The organism is Kibdelosporangium persicum, assembly GCF_013280595.1.
Lineage (GTDB): Bacteria > Actinomycetota > Actinomycetes > Mycobacteriales > Pseudonocardiaceae > Kibdelosporangium > Kibdelosporangium persicum.
On sequence record NZ_JAAATY010000007.1, the window covers coordinates 268,533 to 283,322 of the forward strand.

Sequence of the window (14,790 nt, forward strand, 5' to 3'; positions counted from 1 at the left end):
CTTGTCTAGTCCAGGATTTCAGCTACCAGCCGACGAACTCGGCGGTCGATCTCGTCCCGGATCGGCCGGACGGCATCCACACCCTTGCCCGCCGGGTCGTCGAGCTGCCAGTCGAGATAACGCTTGCCAGGGAACACCGGACACGTGTCGCCGCAGCCCATAGTGATGACCACATCGGACGCTTCGACGTCCTCAGTGGTCAGCTTGGACGGCACCTCGGCGGTAATGTCCAAGCCCCACTCGGCGAGCGCCTCGGCCGCGGCGGGGTTGACTGTGCCCGCCGGGTCGGAACCTGCGGAGCGCACGGCGATGCGGCCGAGCCCGTAGTGCTGCAGCAGCGCGGCAGCCATCTGGGAACGGCCGGCGTTGTGCACGCAGACGAACAGGACTTCAGGAACGTTCGCCACCACGTACTCCTCTGATCAGTTGTCCTGGTCTTGGCTGTAACGGTACAACCCGATCACCAGGCTGCTGCGCAGCCGTCGTGTCATGGTCGATGCCCGCGCGGGCCACAACGGCCTTGTCGTCCACATGCGACTGTTCAGTCGGACAGTTCTGACAGGAGACCGCGGATGCGGTGGCCGATGTCGTCGCGGATGCGACGGACCTGGTCGAGGGGCGCGCCGACCGGGTCGGGGATGTCCCAGTCGAGGTAGCGCTTGCCCGGGTAGACCGGGCAGGCGTCGCCGCATCCCATGGTGACCACGACGTCCGCCGCGCGCACGACCTCGTCGGTGAGCGGTTTCGGGTACGCCTCGGTCAGTGGGATGCCGAGTTCGGCGAGCGCGTCGGTGATGGTGTCGGGCATCTGGTCTTGTGGGTGGCTGCCCGCGGAACGGACGGCCACTTTGCCGGAAGCGTGGTGGTTCAGCAGCGCGGCGGCGATCTGCGAGCGGCCGATGTTGTGGAGGCAGATGAACAGCACCTGTGGCGCGGTGATGGGGGTTAGGCCCTGGGCGCGGCCGTAGTCGGTAAGTCGTTGCTTGGCGAACCTTGCGGTCAGTGAGGCCAGGTGCAGTGTGACGGTCGCGCGGGCTTCCAGCAGGTCGTAGGTTTCGTAGACGAACCGCCCGACGGTCCCGCGAGCGAACACGCCCTGGAACTTCTCGGCGAGCTCGTCGGTGATCCGGTGCAGTTGATCCCCGATGTGGTGCTGGGGAAGGCCTTCGGTGGCGCGAGTCATGATCGGCTCCCTGCCCGTGCACTCCGCTGAGCGCTGTTTCGACGCGGGACAGCACAGCAGTGTGGATCGACTCTTGTCAATCCAGAACGTACGCTGTGTGGCACATCGCTTCCTCTGGGTGAACGGGAGATAGGGGTCTTTGGTGGCCACGGTGCCTGATGGCGCGGACTTGCCCGATGACGATGCGGTCGCAGTGCGCGTGGTCCTGGTGTGTCGTGCGCTGGCCAATCCTGTGCGGGTGCGACTGCTCAGCCTGTTGCGTGCCGCGCCCGGTGGCGAAGCCTGTGTGGGCGAGCTGATCGAAAGCGTCGGCGTGTCCCAGTCGACCGTCAGTCATCACTTGCGTGTCCTGGTCGACGCCGGACTGGTCCGCTCGGCGCGCAGGGGGCACTGGGTCTGGTATTCACCCCGGTCAGACCAGCTTGACGTGATCGATTTCCTGCTGCGGTGAGCGGCATGCGGCAGATTCACCAGCTTCCGCTGCGTCGAGTTTTTTCGATCCGATGCGGCGCTGTCACGGCGTGTTCACCTGCTGTTTAGAACGACACTCTTCGATGCAAGAGTCCCGCGATCGCGGGTTTGACAGATCGCCCTGAGGCGGGGCGGCACCCATCAGGAGGGCACACCAGTGACCATCCGCCAGGTGAAATTCGCGCGTGTGGCACCCGTTTTTGTGGCCGCCGCGTTGGCGCTGGCCGGCTGCGGAGGCAGTGAGAACGCCGGCACCGGCACCGGCGAGAGCGGCGGTGAGCAGCTGTCCGGTCCGGTCGTGATCGATGGATCGAGCACGGTGAAGCCGTTGTCGGCGACCGCGGGCGAGCTGTTCATGGAGGCCAACCGGGGCGTCCAGGTCACGGTCGCGACGTCGGGTACCGGTGGTGGTTTCAAGAAGTTCTGTGCCGGTGAGACCGACATCTCCAACGCGTCCCGGGCGATCACGGAGGCGGAAAAGAAGCTCTGCGCCGACAAGGGAATCAAGTACACCGAGCTGCAGGTGGCCAACGACGCGCTGACGGTCGTGGTCAACAAGGACAACAACTGGGTCGACTGTCTCACCGTCGAACAGTTGAAGAAGATCTGGGAGCCCAACTCCAAGGTCAAGAACTGGAACGAGGTCGACCCGAAGTTCCCGAACGAGCCGATGGCCTTGTACGGGGCGGGGTCGGACTCGGGCACGTTCGACTACTTCACAAGCGCGATCAACGGCAAGGAAGGTGCAAGCCGCACCGACTACAACCCCACTGAGGACGACAACATCACCGTCCAGGGCGTCAGCGGGTCCAAGGGTGGCCTTGGCTACTTCGGGTTCTCCTACTTCGAGGAGAACGCCGGCAAGCTCAAGGCCCTCAAGGTCGACGGCGGCAAGGGCTGTGTCGAGCCGTCGGTGAAGACCGCGCAGGACGGTACGTACACGCCGTTGGCGCGGCCGCTGTTCGTCTACCCGTCGGACGCTGGTCTGAAGAAGAAGCAGGTCGAGAAGTTCGCCGAGTTCTACCTGGAGAAGAACGAGGAGATCGTCAAGACGGCCCGGTTCGTGCCGCTGACCGAGGAGCAGAAGAAGAAGGCCAACGAGGCACTGGCCGCGTTGAAGGCGCAGGCGGGCGGCAAGTGACGGTCCGCCAGACCCGCAGGAGTGGTCCCTCGGCGTCGGGGGACCACTTCGTGCTGTGGCAGGGGCCCAGCGTGGACCTGACGCAGCAGCGCCGCCGGATGGGGGAACGCGTGATCAAGGCGTTCCTGGTTGGTGCGGCGCTGCTGTCGGTCGTCGTCACGGTCGGCATCGTGGTGTCGTTGTTCGCCCCGTTGACCGAGTTCTTCAGTCACGTGGGCATCGGCGAGTTCCTGTTCGGGACCGAATGGACGGTCGGCTTCGGGAACAAGGCCAGCTGGGACGACAAGTCCTGGGGTGTGCTGCCGCTGGTGACCGCCACGTTCGTCATGACCGCGATCGCCCTGCTGGTCGCCGTGCCGCTCGGTTTGGGTGCGGCGGCGTTCCTCAGTGAGTACGCCTCCCCGCGAGCGCGCAAGATCCTCAAGCCCATCCTCGAGATTTTGGCCGGTATCCCAACTGTCGCGTTCGGATTCATCGCACTGACGGTCGTCACCCCGCTGCTGGGTAACATCTTCCAGTTCAATGGCATCTTCAACATGCTCGCCCCTGGCATCGTGATGGGCTTCATGATCGTGCCCACCGTGGCGTCGCTGAGCGAGGACGCCATGTCCGCGGTCCCGCTGGCGCTGCGGCAGGGCTCGTATGCCTTGGGAGCCAACAGGATGAAGACGACTGTGCGGGTGGTGTTCCCGGCCGCGTTGTCCGGCATCGTCGCGGCGATCGTGCTGGGCATCTCCCGGGCGGTCGGTGAGACGATGATCGTCACCATCGGCGCGGGCCTGCAACCGAAGATGACATTGGACCCGACACAAGGCGCGCAGGCGATGACCGGGTTCATCGCGCAGATCGCCAGCGGAGACGCCCCGGAGGGCAGTCCGGTGTACTACTCGCTGTTCGCGGTCGGTTCGCTGCTGTTCCTGTTGACCTTGCTGATCAACATGATCAGCATCCGGTTGGTGCGCAAGTACAGGCAGGCCTACTGATGACCACCACGACAGTTTCGTTCGGCGAGCGTCTGCGTTCCGGACGCCGGTCCAGTACCGCCTCGATGGTGTTCACAGCCGTCCTGTGGGCGTGCATGGCGATCATCTGCGCGTTTCTGTTCTTCGTTCTGTTCACCATCATTCAGCAGGGTGTGGCGAGGCTCGACGGGAACCTGCTGGACCGGCAGCCGTCGCAGATCCGTCCGGAGACCGCGGGTGTGCAGTCGGCGTTGTTCGGCACGCTGTGGGTGATCGGTCTGACAGCGGTGATCGCGGTCCCGCTCGGGATCGCCGCCGCGGTGTACCTGGAGGAGTACGCCGACCCGAAACGCTGGTATAACCGGCTGATCGAGCTGAACATCCAGAACCTGGCCGCGGTTCCGACGATCATCTACGGCATCCTGGTGCTGGCGTTCGTCGTGCGCGGGCCGCTGTCCGTGGGCGCGGTGGTCCTGGCTGGTGGTGTCGCTCTCGCCTTGCTGATCCTGCCGGTCATCATCATCACCACCCGAGAGGCGCTCAGAGCTGTGCCCGAGGAGATCCGGGCCGGATCGCTGGCCTTGGGCGCCACGCCGTGGCAGACCACGTGGAAGCAGGTGTTGCCGGCGGCGATCTCCGGTATCGCCACGGGCACGATCCTGTCGCTGTCGCGGGCGATCGGTGAGGCCGCGCCGCTGATCCTGGTCGGTGCCACGACGTTCATCACCTTCAACCCGGACGGCGTGTTCTCCCGGTACACCACGCTTCCGGTGCAGATCTACACCCTGGTGCCGGAGGATCGCGACGCGTACCGCGACTTGGCGTACGCGACCATTTTGTTGCTGATCATCGTTCTGCTTGCCATGAACGCCATCGCGATCTGGCTGCGCAACCGCTACCAGCGTCGCTGGTGACCGGGGGAGGAGACCGATACCCGATGACTCGAGCGGAGCATGACACTGTGACCCCAGCCGACAAGGACGCGACGGGCGAGATCGCGCAGCCCCCAGGGCACGTCGAAGTATGGCGCGGCAACGAGCATTCACCTGTGGAGGGAGCACCCGACGGTGTGATCACGCTCAAGGACCTGGAGGTCTACTACGGGGACTTCCGTGCCGTCACCGATGTGAACGTCCAGTTCGGCAGCAAGGAGATCACCGCGCTGATCGGCCCGTCCGGTTGCGGCAAGTCGACTGTGCTGCGGTGCCTGAACCGGATGAACGACCTGGTGCCGGGAGCTCGGGTGGTGGGCACTGTGGCCTACCACGGGGTGGACATCTACGGGCCGGATGTGGACGTGATCGAGGTCCGCCGCCGGGTCGGCATGGTGTTCCAGAAGCCGAACCCGTTCCCGAAGTCCATTTACGACAACGTCGCCTACGGCCCCAGGGTGACCGGCATGAAGGTCGACTCGATGGACGAGCTCGTCGAGCGGGCGCTGCGCGGTGCGGCGTTGTGGGACGAGGTGAAGGACAAGCTCAAGCAGAACGCGTTCGGCCTGTCCGGTGGTCAGCAGCAGCGGTTGTGCATCGCGCGGGCGATCGCGACCAGCCCGGAGGTGATCCTGATGGACGAGCCGTGTTCCGCGCTGGACCCGATCGCCACGGCGAAGATCGAGGATCTGATGGCCGAGCTGGCCAAGACCTACACGATCATCATCGTCACGCACAACATGCAGCAGGCCGCTCGTGTCTCGCAGCGCACCGGGTTCTTCACCGCCGAGGCCGACGAGATGGGGCACCGGACTGGGCGGCTGGTGGAGTTCGACACCACCGAGCACATCTTCGGCAACCCGTCCGACGAACGGACCGAGGCCTACATCACCGGCCGATTCGGCTGACCGCCATGCAAAGTCCGGTTCTGCCCGCCTGGGAGTCGGACAACTCCCAGTTCCACGTCCGGCGGCGAGCCTGCCTCGCCGCCGGCGGACGTGTCCAGAACAGGCTCGCGGTGCTGCTCGTGGATCACGACGGCGACGTCGTGCATGAGTTCACCACCGCGGTGGCTGGGCAACCGCTGGAGATCCGTACCTGCGGCGACCCAGCGGAGGCGTTGCTCGTGCTCGGTCGTACCTGCCCGGACATCGTCCTGCTCGGCCCCGCGGTGGGCCGCCTGGACCCGGTCGAGTTCATCCGCATCGTCCGGGCGGACGACCCAGAGGTGCCGATCATCGCCGGGGCCGGCGCGGGGTCCGGTGACTTCGCCGCGCGGGCGGCCGACGCGGGAGCGAGCGTGGTCGTACCCCGCCCGTACCGGGCGCGGGATGTGGTCGCGTTGCTCACCTCGTTCGCGCCGGAATCCGAACAGATCTCGGTTCGCCCCATGGAGATCGACCTCGGCCGGCTGAAGGTCGATGGTGCGGTCCCGCAGATCTGGCTCGACGGCGAGCGGATCGAGCTGCCCATGCGGGAGTTTCTGTTGTTGCGGTACTTCGCCGAACGGGTGGGTGCCGTGCACACCCGTGATGAACTGCTCAACGCGGTCTGGGGCGGACGGCATTCGACGAAGAGCAACACCCTGACGGTTCACATCCTGCGTCTGCGCAAACGTCTTGGCGACAACGAAAACGATCCGCAGTGGATCAAGGCCATCCGCGGTCTGGGCTATCAGTTCGTTGTGCCTGACCGTGAGCCGACGAGTCCGCCGCGGCCCCGGCACCCGGCCTGAGGAGGCTGAGTCGTGGCGGCAGCAGAGCGCGACCCAGTGCGAGCTGGCACGCCACGTCGGCGGGATCCGCTCGACCTGGCCGAGGCGATGACAGCGGCCGAGTTGTTCAGGGCGTGGGCCGATCCCGTCCGGGTCCAGATCTTCACCCGGATCCGCGAGGCTCCGGACGGTGAAGTCTGTTTCTGCGACCTGGCCGACGAGTTCGGCATGCCGCAGTCGTCGCTCAGCCATCACCTGAAGATCATGGTCGACGCGGGAATCCTGGAGCGAGAACGGCGACGGACCTGGAGCTGGTACCGGGTGGGGCAGGACGCTTTGGAGCGGCTGGAGACTCTGATCCGCCCCGGTGGCCCGCTGCGCGCGGCTGTTCCCCGGTAGCCCGGCGAGAAGGCGGCTCCCAGCAGCCGGGAGCCGCCCCTGAGGGTTGGTTGTTCCGGACCACCCTCACCCGGCTGGAGGACCGGGCGTCTAGTCGTCCTCGCCGATGCGGCAGTTGCCGCGGCTACGCCACACCGACACCACCGACGGGCGCGTGAGATTGCCCGGCCCGTCCGGCCAGACCGACACCGGCTTCTCCACACTGGCGCCGTCGACCTCGCCAGGGTGCTGCACCGCCACCATGACGCGCTTCTCGCTGATGATGGGACCGCAGGTCTCGGCGCCGATCGGCACGGTGAGGAACTGCTTGACCTGACCGCGGTCGCGACCGCTCACCGCGACCCCGAACAGCCCGTCGTTGGAGCCCAGGGCGTTGCCGTCCGTGGCGATCCACAGGTTGCCGTACCGGTCGAACGCGAGGTTGTCCGGGCAGGACACCGGGCTGACCTTGTCCTTGGGGAACCCGGCGAAATAGGTGCTCGGATCGGCCGGGTCGCCGCACACCAGGAACAACCGCCACGTGAAGCTGGTCGCCGCCGCGTCGTTGTGCGACTCCATGACTTCCATGACCTGACCGTGACGGTTGCGCGTGCGCGGGTTGGCCTCGTCCGGGCCCGCCTTGCCGGCGGCGCCGCGGTCGGAGTTGTTGGTCAACGCGACGTACACGGTTCCGGTCTGCGGGTGCGGTTCCACATCCTCCGGCCGGTCCATTTTGGTCGCTCCGACCTTGTCCGCGGCCAGCCGGGTGAACACGTAGACCTCTTCGGCGCTCATCCCCGGTACGAACGACCGGTTGCCGCTGGCGAGCGGGATCCACTTGCCACGACCGTCGAACTCGCCGTCGCTGGGCAGTTTGCCGCTGCCGTCGATCTCCGCGGCCGGGCTGTCACCGGTGAACTGCGCCACGTACAGGGTGCCCTCGTCCAGCAGGGTCAGGTTGTGCTTCCGTGCGGCCGGACTGTTGCCCTTCTTGACCCGGTCACGGGAGACATACTTGTAGAAGTAGTCAAACCGCTCGTCGTCGCCCATATACAGCACGACCCGGCCGTCCCGGGTCAGCCGCGGCTCGGCGGCCTCGTGCTTGAACCGGCCCAGCGCGGTGCGCTTGCGCGGCACGAAGTCCGGGTCGAACGGGTCGATCTCGACGATCCAGCCGTGCCGGTTGGTCTCGTTCGGCTCCTGGGAGACATCGAAGCGCTTGTCGAACCGTTCCCACTTGCGCTCACTGGCCAGACCGCGCAGGCCGTAGCGGGCCAGCTGGGCCTTGACCGTGGGATCGGTGACAAGGTCGGCGTTGCCGAAGTACTGGTTGAAGTTCTCCTCACCGGACAGCACGGTGCCCCACGGTGTCGTGCCACCGCCGCAGTTGTTCAACGTGCCCAGCACCCGCGTGCCGGTCGGGTCGGCCGACGTCTTGAGCAGCTTGCTGCCTGCGGCAGGTCCGGTGAACAGATGGGGGGTCGTGGCGGTGATGCGACGGTTGAGGCGGTGGCGGGTCACTGGGGTGAGCCGGCCCGAATCGTGGTCCTCGGCCAGGACGAGCACGCTCATGCCGTGCGCGGCCCAGGCGATCTCCACCTGCTCGCGCGTCGGATTCGCCGCGTTGTAGCCGGCGAACATCAGCACCTCGTCGGTGTACTCGTGGTTGGCCACCATCACGACCCGGCGCGGTTCGCCCGGCAGGTCCAGCACGGCGAGGTAGTCGCAGTTGTATCCGAACTGGGCGGCCTGGGCCGCCGCGGTCTGCCGTCCCGGGTTGAACGCCGGTGCGCCGGGCAGGACCGGATCACCCCACCGGACCACGACTGCCTGCTCGTAACCGGGCGCGACGACAACCTGGTCCAGCTTGTTAGGCGCCACCGGCTCGAACTGCAGTCCCTTCGGCTGCCGGCCGCGTCCCAGTGTCAGATCCGCCTCGCCAGCGGGAGTTGCGGCAGCGGACGTCGCCGCCGCGGCCATGCCCACTGCGCCCAGGGACACCACGGACCCTGCCCGCAGCAGCGACCGCCGCGACAGAGCCTTCGCGATCACGTCACCCAGGTATGGGTTGCCCGAGGTGTTCGGGGCCTGGTGAAAACACGCATCCCCACAGCGGTAGCGGCAAGTCAAAGCGGCACGGCCGCCCTCGTGGGCAGGAATGACCGGCAGCGGAACGATCCGCTGCCCGGCTTCGGAATGCGGGGGCACAAAAACCTCCATGGAGTCAATCCGGGAACGAGACCACCGACTTTCGATCGGAAAGTCTCGATCCAGGACCGTAAGCGCTCCGACTCCCGTTCCGGCCACGGCTCGGTGAACAGTCAGCGAACCCCTCGGATGTCGCGAGCCGGGCGTCACGGTGGGTGCCCGAGCATTCGCACCACGGCAACAAGGGATTGCGCTACCGGGAACGCCCAGCCGGATGGCGTATGGTGATCGGCTGGTGTTCACCGCACGTTCACCTGCTTTGATCAGTATGTCACCATGGCACGCAACGCAGCCGGAGTGAAGAACGTGGATGAGGTGGTGTCTCTGGTCGCGCTGCCCGCCGGGTCTGAACCGCTGGATCCGGACGACTCCGCTGCGGCGGCCAGCCTGTTCAAAGCCCTGGCCGACCCTATCCGGCTGCAGCTCGTCGCACTGGTCCGCCAGGCCCCCAGCGGTGAGGCGTGTTTCTGTGACCTGGCCGACGAGTTCGACATGCCGCAGTCCTCGCTCAGTCATCATCTCAAAGTCCTGGTCCAGGCCGGAATTCTGGAGCGCGAACGGCGCGGGACCTGGAGCTGGTATCAGGTGGCGGACAAACCGTGGGATCTGATCGAGCGCCTCATCCGTCCCGGCGGCCCGTTCCGGGACAAAAAGGCGCCGACCAAACGTGGGCGTCGTAACACTCGCTGCTGAACGCTTCACGGCGGACGACCCACCTCCTATCATCGCCGCGTGATACCAGTGGCGACTGATGTGATCAAGTTGCTGGCCGACCCGCTGCGCGCGCAAATCGTGCAGTTGCTGGCCGGTGAGGCACTGTGCACGTGTCACCTGGTCGAGGAAACCGGCGCGAAACAGACGAACATCTCCAATCACCTCCGTCTGCTGCGTGAAGCCGGTGTGGTCGAGGCAGAACCGTACGGTCGCTTCACCTACTACCGGTTGCGTCCCGAGCCGCTGCAGTCCACTGCTGATCACCTCGCTGCCCTTGCCGAGCGTGCCCGTAGCCACTCCGAGAGCAGGAGGCCCTGCTGATGACCGCCACCCAACCCGCCGCCGAACCGGACGTGTTGCGCGGCCTGTCCTTTCTGGACCGGCTGCTGCCCGTCTGGATCGGTCTCGCGATGGCCGCGGGGCTGCTGCTCGGCCGGTTCGTCCCGGGTTTGCAGGGCGTGCTGGACGCGGTGAAGATCGGCGAGGTCTCCCTGCCGATCGCGCTGGGCCTGCTGCTGATGATGTACCCGGTGCTGGCCAAGGTCCGTTATGACCGGCTCGACACCGTCACCCGCGACAAGCGCACGATGTGGCTGTCACTGGTCCTCAACTGGGTCGTCGGCCCGGCGCTGATGTTCGCCCTGGCCTGGCTGATGCTGCCGGACCTGCCCGAATACCGGACCGGGCTGATCATCGTCGGCCTGGCCCGGTGTATCGCGATGGTGATCATCTGGAACGACCTCGCGTGTGGCGATCGTGAAGCCGCCGCGGTCCTGGTGGCGCTGAACTCCGTGTTCCAGGTGATCATGTTCGGCGTGCTCGGCTGGTTCTACCTCGAACTGCTGCCGGGCTGGCTCGGCCTGGACACCGCGACGCTGGACATCTCCGCCTGGGAGATCGCCCGCAGTGTGCTGATCTTCCTCGGCATCCCGCTCGCCGCCGGCTACCTCACCCGCCGGTTCGGCGAGAAGTCCCGGGGCCGGGAGTGGTACGAGGCGAGGTTCCTGCCGCGGATCGGGCCGGTGGCGCTGTACGGGCTGCTGTTCACCATCGTCGTGCTGTTCGCGCTGCAGGGCGAGACGATCACGTCACGGCCGCTGGACGTTGCCCGGATCGCGTTGCCGCTGCTGGTGTACTTCGCGTTGATGTGGGGCGGCAGTTACCTGCTGGGCAAGGCCTGCGGACTGTCCTATCAGCGCACCACGACACTCGCGTTCACCGCGGCGGGCAACAACTTCGAGCTGGCCATCGCCGTGGCGATCGGCGTGTTCGGTGTCGCGTCCGGGCAGGCGTTGGCCGGTGTGGTCGGTCCGCTCATCGAGGTCCCTGTTCTCGTCGGTTTGGTGTACGTCAGCCTCTGGCTACGCCGTCGCTGGGTGGCATGAACCAGGTCGTCGTCATCGGAGCCGGGCAGGCCGGCCTGGCCGCGGGTTTCTACCTGCGGCGGGCCGGGCTCGACTTCGTCCTGCTCGACGCGCAGACAACCCCGGGCGGTGCCTGGTTGCACGGCTGGGACTCGCTGCGCCTGTTCTCACCTGCTCAGCACAGTTCGCTGCCCGGCTGGCCGATGCCGCCCTACCGCGGCTACCCGCCTGCCGATCACGTCGTGGACTACTTGGCGGCGTACGAGAAGCGCTACGAGTTCGACGTCCGCCGACCAGTGCGGGTGACCGCGGTCCGGCGCACCGACGGGCAGTTCGAGATCGCCACGGATGGGGGAACGTGGCGGGCCGACGCGGTGATCAGTGCGACCGGCACCTGGTGGCGGCCGTTCATCCCCGCCATTCGAGGACGGGCCGACTTCCTCGGCCGTCAACTGCACACTGTGGACTACGGCGGCCCAGACGAGTTCGCGGGCCAGCGTGTGGTCGTCGTGGGCGGCGGGAACTCCGGCGCGCAGATCGCCGCGGACCTCGCCGAGGTCGCGCATTTGACGTGGGTCACCCGGCGCCCACCGCGCTACCTGCCTGACGAGATCGACGGGCGAGCCTTGTTCGATATCGCCTCTCGGCGGCAGGAGACCGGCGGCGTGGCCGCTCTCGGCGACATTGTCGCTGTCCCGCAGGTCCGCGCCGCCAGGGACGCTGGGCTGCTTCGCGCCCGTCCCCTGTTCGACCGCATCACCGAGAGTGGTCCCGCGTGGACGGATGTCGTGGAGCCTGCTGATGCCGTGATTTGGTGCACCGGCTTCCGGCCCGCTCTCGGGCACCTCGCACCGCTGCAGCTGCGCGGCCGGGATGGAACCGTGCGAACCGATGGCACCCGAGTGGTGGCTGAGCCGCGGCTGCATCTCCTCGGTTATGGAGACTGGACCGGCCCCGCGTCGGCGACACTGATCGGCGTCGGACCGACCGCTCGTGCGGCGGCGAACGAGATCGCAGCCCAACTCACACGGCGGTAACTCGCTTCTGTCTCAGGAAGCTTGTGCCGCCGGTTCGGCCTGCCATTCGTTGGCCGGGCGCGCGAGCAACGACGCGAGCCGGTCCGTGACCTCAGGCCGCAGCCAGTAGTACACCCACGTTCCGCGTCGCTCGGACCCCACCAGGCCGGCTTGGCGCAGCAGCTTGAGGTGGTGCGAGATCGTCGGCTGGGACAGCTCGAACGCAGGAGTGAGTTCGCAGACGCAGACCCCCTTGTCCGCCTCGGCCGCGGCAATCAGGGACAGCAGCCGGAGCCGGACCGGGTCGCCCAGAGCCTTGAAGATCGCGGCGAGTTCCACCGCCTGACCTTCGCCGAGGGGCGCGGACTGCGGACTCGTGCAGCACGAAGTGGTCTGCACGATCGGCAGCTCCTGTTTCGACATGCCTCTATATTGACGTACTTCGATGAACCGGGCAACATGAATAGAAGAACGTCAATACAACCTGAAGGGAGTGTCATGAGCGAATCCGCTGATCTGCGCGAGGAGGTCCGAGCCCGGTATGCCGCCGCCGCGACAGCTGTCGTCGAGAAAGGCGGTGGCTGTTGCGGGCCGCAGGCCGTTGAGGTCGACGAGAGCTTCGGATCGGGCCTCTACACCGCCTCGGAGCGGGACGAGTTGCCCGCCGAGGCGATCGCGGCCTCACTGGGATGCGGAAATCCCACTGCGGTGGCCGAGCTGCGCGAAGGCGAGCGAGTGCTGGACCTCGGTTCTGGTGGGGGTATCGACGTCCTGCTCTCGGCTCGCCGCGTGGGGCCGACCGGCAAGGCCTACGGCCTGGACATGACCGACGAGATGCTTGCCCTGGCGCTGCAGAACAAGGCTAAGGCGGGCGCGGAGAACGTCGAGTTCCTCAAAGGCACGATCGAGGCGATCCCGCTGCCCGGCAACACCATTGACGTGGTGATCTCCAACTGCGTGATCAACCTGTCGGTCGACAAACCCGCGGTGTTCGCCGAGACCTTCCGCGTCCTGACACCGGGTGGGCGGATCGGGATCTCCGATGTCGTCGCCGACGACAACCTTACGGCCGAGCAGCGCGCGGAGCGTGGCTCCTACGTCGCGTGCATCGCGGGCGCGCTCACGTTCGCCGAGTACCGGGCTGGGCTGGAAGCGGCCGGGTTCACCGATATCGAGATCACTGCGACCCATGAGGTCGCCGACTCGATGCACTCGGCGATCATTCGTGCGGTCAAGCCGGCCAATGCTGTTGTCAGTCCTGTTCAGACGGCCTCGGCTGGTTCGTGCTGTGGCTAGCCGACTGGTGTTGACGCCGGAGATTTAGTCAGTCATCATTGACTCAATGAACGCTGACTGGCCTTCGACGTTGGTCGAGCGCGCGCGGGTGCACGCAGCGCTCGGCGAGCCGGCGCGGCTGGCGATCGTGGACCTGCTCTCGCTCGGCGACGCCTCGCCGAGCGAGATCGGGAAAACGCTCAGCCTGTCGAGCAACCTGCTGGCGCACCACGTGAAATTGCTGGAACAAGCCGGTGTGATCGAACGGTCCCGCTCCGAGGGTGATCACCGGCGCACTTACCTGCGGCTGAGAGCTTCGGCCTTCACCGGCCTGACGCCGACTGGAGCCCGGTCGGCGTCGCGGGTCGTCTTCGTGTGCACCCACAACTCCGCGCGTTCGCAGCTTGCGGCGGCCTTGTGGAAGCGCCGCAGTTCCGTCCCCGCTGCATCAGCGGGCACCGCGCCCGCGGAACGTGTTCATCCACGTGCGGTCGCCACGGCGAAGGAACACGGCCTGTCGCTGTCGCGAGCCCGCACGGCGCACCTGCAGGACGTTGTCCGACCCGACGACTTAATCGTCGCCGTCTGCGACAACGCCCACGAACAACTCGCCCATCAAGACCGGCTGCACTGGTCGGTGCCCGACCCCGTCCGCGCTGGCACTGACGAGGCCTTCGAGCAGGCCTTCCGTGACCTCGCCGACCGCGTCAACCGTCTTGCCCCCGCCGTACATCCCTTGGGAGACACCAATGACTGAGACCCACGAGCTGAGCATCGACCAGCAGGTCGCGCTGAGCACGGCCGCCGCCCGCCTGAAGAGGGAGTTCGACGGCGTGTTCGGCAAGGAGACCATCGAGCTGTTCCTGCACACCAGCTACGACCAGTTCGCCTCGCGCAGCACCATCCCGAACTTCCTGCCGCTGCTGGCCGAGCGGTTCGCCCGCCAACGGCTCCAGGCACTGGCCAAAGTGGAAGGACACGCGCACGACGGCAAGCCGACCGTCCTGTTCCTGTGCGTGCACAACGCCGGCCGTAGCCAGATGGCCCTCGGCTTCTTCCAGCACCTGGCCGGTGAAGGAGCCGTAGCCTGGTCCGGCGGCTCGGAACCCGGCCACGAGATCAACCCCTCGGCGATCGAGGCCATGGCCGAGCGGGGGATCGACATCTCCAGGGAATTCCCCAAGCCGTGGACGGACGAGATCGTCCAGGCCGCGGACGTCGTGATCACCATGGGCTGTGGCGACGCCTGCCCGGTGTTCCCCGGCAAGCGCTACCTGGACTGGACTTTGGACGACCCGGCTGGCATGGGCGTCGAGGCCGTCCGCCCGATCCGCGACGAGATCGAACGCCGCGTCCGCGCCCTGCTGGAAGAACTCAACGTCCCAGCCCAGCACTGACCGGCGATAGCAAGCTTCCGGCACCCGGCCAGCAA

At 66.7% G+C, this 14,790-nt stretch carries 18 protein-coding genes; 14 read left to right on the plus strand and 4 right to left on the minus strand.

Annotation, left to right across the window (positions count from 1 at the left end; genetic code table 11):
* Positions 1-5 precede the first annotated feature (5 nt).
* Entirely contained in the window at positions 6-407 is a 402-nt protein-coding gene (locus GC106_RS15770; protein ID WP_173130438.1) for an arsenate reductase ArsC, read from the minus strand.
* Positions 408-541: 134 nt separating this feature from the next.
* Positions 542-1,183: an arsenate reductase ArsC gene (locus GC106_RS15775; protein ID WP_173130440.1), complete on the minus strand. Its 642-nt coding sequence runs from the start codon at positions 1,181-1,183 to the stop codon at positions 542-544.
* 169 nt (positions 1,184-1,352) lie between these two features.
* Here GC106_RS15775 and GC106_RS15780 point away from each other — a divergent pair, with 169 nt between their 5' ends.
* From GC106_RS15780 to GC106_RS15810, 7 genes are all read left to right on the plus strand, one after another.
* Positions 1,353-1,634, plus strand: coding sequence for an ArsR/SmtB family transcription factor (locus GC106_RS15780; protein ID WP_173130442.1), 282 nt, complete (start codon positions 1,353-1,355; stop codon positions 1,632-1,634).
* Between the two features lie 192 nt (positions 1,635-1,826).
* Positions 1,827-2,795, plus strand: a complete 969-nt coding sequence (locus GC106_RS15785) for a PstS family phosphate ABC transporter substrate-binding protein (protein WP_173130444.1) — start codon at positions 1,827-1,829, stop codon at positions 2,793-2,795.
* Between the two features lie 50 nt (positions 2,796-2,845).
* Positions 2,846-3,778, plus strand: a complete 933-nt coding sequence (gene pstC, locus GC106_RS15790; RefSeq protein WP_312872672.1) for a phosphate ABC transporter permease subunit PstC — start codon at positions 2,846-2,848, stop codon at positions 3,776-3,778.
* On the plus strand, positions 3,778-4,671 hold the full coding sequence (pstA, locus tag GC106_RS15795; protein ID WP_173130446.1) for a phosphate ABC transporter permease PstA: 894 nt from the start codon (positions 3,778-3,780) through the stop codon (positions 4,669-4,671). The genes pstC and pstA overlap by 1 nt, the downstream gene beginning before the upstream one ends.
* Before the next feature lie 155 nt (positions 4,672-4,826).
* Positions 4,827-5,597: a phosphate ABC transporter ATP-binding protein PstB gene (pstB, locus tag GC106_RS15800; RefSeq protein WP_312872681.1), complete on the plus strand. Its 771-nt coding sequence runs from the start codon at positions 4,827-4,829 to the stop codon at positions 5,595-5,597.
* A gap of 5 nt (positions 5,598-5,602) precedes the next feature.
* Positions 5,603-6,424, plus strand: coding sequence for a winged helix-turn-helix transcriptional regulator (locus GC106_RS15805; RefSeq protein ID WP_173130463.1), 822 nt, complete (start codon positions 5,603-5,605; stop codon positions 6,422-6,424).
* A gap of 12 nt (positions 6,425-6,436) precedes the next feature.
* On the plus strand, positions 6,437-6,802 hold the full coding sequence (locus tag GC106_RS15810) for an ArsR/SmtB family transcription factor (RefSeq protein ID WP_312872674.1): 366 nt from the start codon (positions 6,437-6,439) through the stop codon (positions 6,800-6,802).
* Positions 6,803-6,892: 90 nt separating this feature from the next.
* Here the strand turns inward: GC106_RS15810 and GC106_RS15815 are convergent, their stop codons facing one another.
* Entirely contained in the window at positions 6,893-9,001 is a 2,109-nt protein-coding gene (locus GC106_RS15815) for a PhoX family protein (RefSeq protein ID WP_173130466.1), read from the minus strand.
* A gap of 264 nt (positions 9,002-9,265) precedes the next feature.
* On the opposite strand from GC106_RS15815, the gene GC106_RS15820 reads away from it, so the two are divergent.
* Genes GC106_RS15820 through GC106_RS15835 form a run of 4 tightly spaced genes read left to right on the plus strand, consistent with a single transcriptional unit; the run spans position 9,266 to position 12,104 of the window.
* Complete coding sequence (locus GC106_RS15820) at positions 9,266-9,682, plus strand: ArsR/SmtB family transcription factor (RefSeq protein WP_173130469.1); 417 nt, start codon at positions 9,266-9,268, stop codon at positions 9,680-9,682.
* A gap of 39 nt (positions 9,683-9,721) precedes the next feature.
* Positions 9,722-10,024 (plus strand): ArsR/SmtB family transcription factor, encoded by a 303-nt coding sequence (locus tag GC106_RS15825; protein WP_312872675.1) that lies wholly within the window; start codon positions 9,722-9,724, stop codon positions 10,022-10,024.
* A complete protein-coding gene (gene arsB / locus GC106_RS15830) occupies positions 10,024-11,088 on the plus strand; it encodes an ACR3 family arsenite efflux transporter (RefSeq protein WP_246365758.1) in 1,065 nt (354 codons plus the stop codon). Before GC106_RS15825 ends, arsB begins: the two co-directional genes overlap by 1 nt.
* The gene (locus GC106_RS15835) at positions 11,085-12,104 is read left to right on the plus strand and encodes an ArsO family NAD(P)H-dependent flavin-containing monooxygenase (RefSeq protein WP_173130472.1); all 1,020 of its coding nucleotides are present in this window, start codon (positions 11,085-11,087) and stop codon (positions 12,102-12,104) included. Before arsB ends, GC106_RS15835 begins: the two co-directional genes overlap by 4 nt.
* A 12-nt stretch (positions 12,105-12,116) precedes the next feature.
* Here the strand turns inward: GC106_RS15835 and GC106_RS15840 are convergent, their stop codons facing one another.
* On the minus strand, positions 12,117-12,506 hold the full coding sequence (locus GC106_RS15840; RefSeq protein ID WP_173130475.1) for an ArsR/SmtB family transcription factor: 390 nt from the start codon (positions 12,504-12,506) through the stop codon (positions 12,117-12,119).
* Positions 12,507-12,581: 75 nt separating this feature from the next.
* Between GC106_RS15840 and arsM the strand changes: the two genes are divergently transcribed.
* The 3 genes from arsM to GC106_RS15855 all read left to right on the plus strand — a co-directional run bounded on the left by arsM (position 12,582) and on the right by GC106_RS15855 (position 14,755).
* Positions 12,582-13,379, plus strand: a complete 798-nt coding sequence (gene arsM, locus GC106_RS15845; RefSeq protein ID WP_173130478.1) for an arsenite methyltransferase — start codon at positions 12,582-12,584, stop codon at positions 13,377-13,379.
* A 70-nt stretch (positions 13,380-13,449) separates the two neighbouring features.
* Positions 13,450-14,115 carry an arsenate reductase/protein-tyrosine-phosphatase family protein gene (locus GC106_RS15850; protein ID WP_246365759.1) on the plus strand — a complete coding sequence of 222 codons (666 nt, stop codon included), beginning with the start codon at positions 13,450-13,452 and terminating at the stop codon, positions 14,113-14,115.
* Positions 14,108-14,755 (plus strand): arsenate reductase ArsC, encoded by a 648-nt coding sequence (locus GC106_RS15855; RefSeq protein WP_173130484.1) that lies wholly within the window; start codon positions 14,108-14,110, stop codon positions 14,753-14,755. Before GC106_RS15850 ends, GC106_RS15855 begins: the two co-directional genes overlap by 8 nt.
* Positions 14,756-14,790: the final 35 nt, after the last annotated feature.

Coding starts and splice junctions, on each gene's coding strand:
- GC106_RS15775 (WP_173130440.1), bottom strand. CDS start 1,183: ATGACTCGCGCCACCGAAGGCCTTCCCCAGCACCACATCGGGGATCAA.
- pstA (WP_173130446.1), top strand. CDS start 3,778: ATGACCACCACGACAGTTTCGTTCGGCGAGCGTCTGCGTTCCGGACGC.
- GC106_RS15805 (WP_173130463.1), top strand. CDS start 5,603: ATGCAAAGTCCGGTTCTGCCCGCCTGGGAGTCGGACAACTCCCAGTTC.
- GC106_RS15815 (WP_173130466.1), bottom strand. CDS start 9,001: ATGGAGGTTTTTGTGCCCCCGCATTCCGAAGCCGGGCAGCGGATCGTT.
- GC106_RS15820 (WP_173130469.1), top strand. CDS start 9,266: ATGGCACGCAACGCAGCCGGAGTGAAGAACGTGGATGAGGTGGTGTCT.
- arsB (WP_246365758.1), top strand. CDS start 10,024: ATGACCGCCACCCAACCCGCCGCCGAACCGGACGTGTTGCGCGGCCTG.
- GC106_RS15835 (WP_173130472.1), top strand. CDS start 11,085: ATGAACCAGGTCGTCGTCATCGGAGCCGGGCAGGCCGGCCTGGCCGCG.
- GC106_RS15840 (WP_173130475.1), bottom strand. CDS start 12,506: ATGTCGAAACAGGAGCTGCCGATCGTGCAGACCACTTCGTGCTGCACG.
- arsM (WP_173130478.1), top strand. CDS start 12,582: ATGAGCGAATCCGCTGATCTGCGCGAGGAGGTCCGAGCCCGGTATGCC.
- GC106_RS15855 (WP_173130484.1), top strand. CDS start 14,108: ATGACTGAGACCCACGAGCTGAGCATCGACCAGCAGGTCGCGCTGAGC.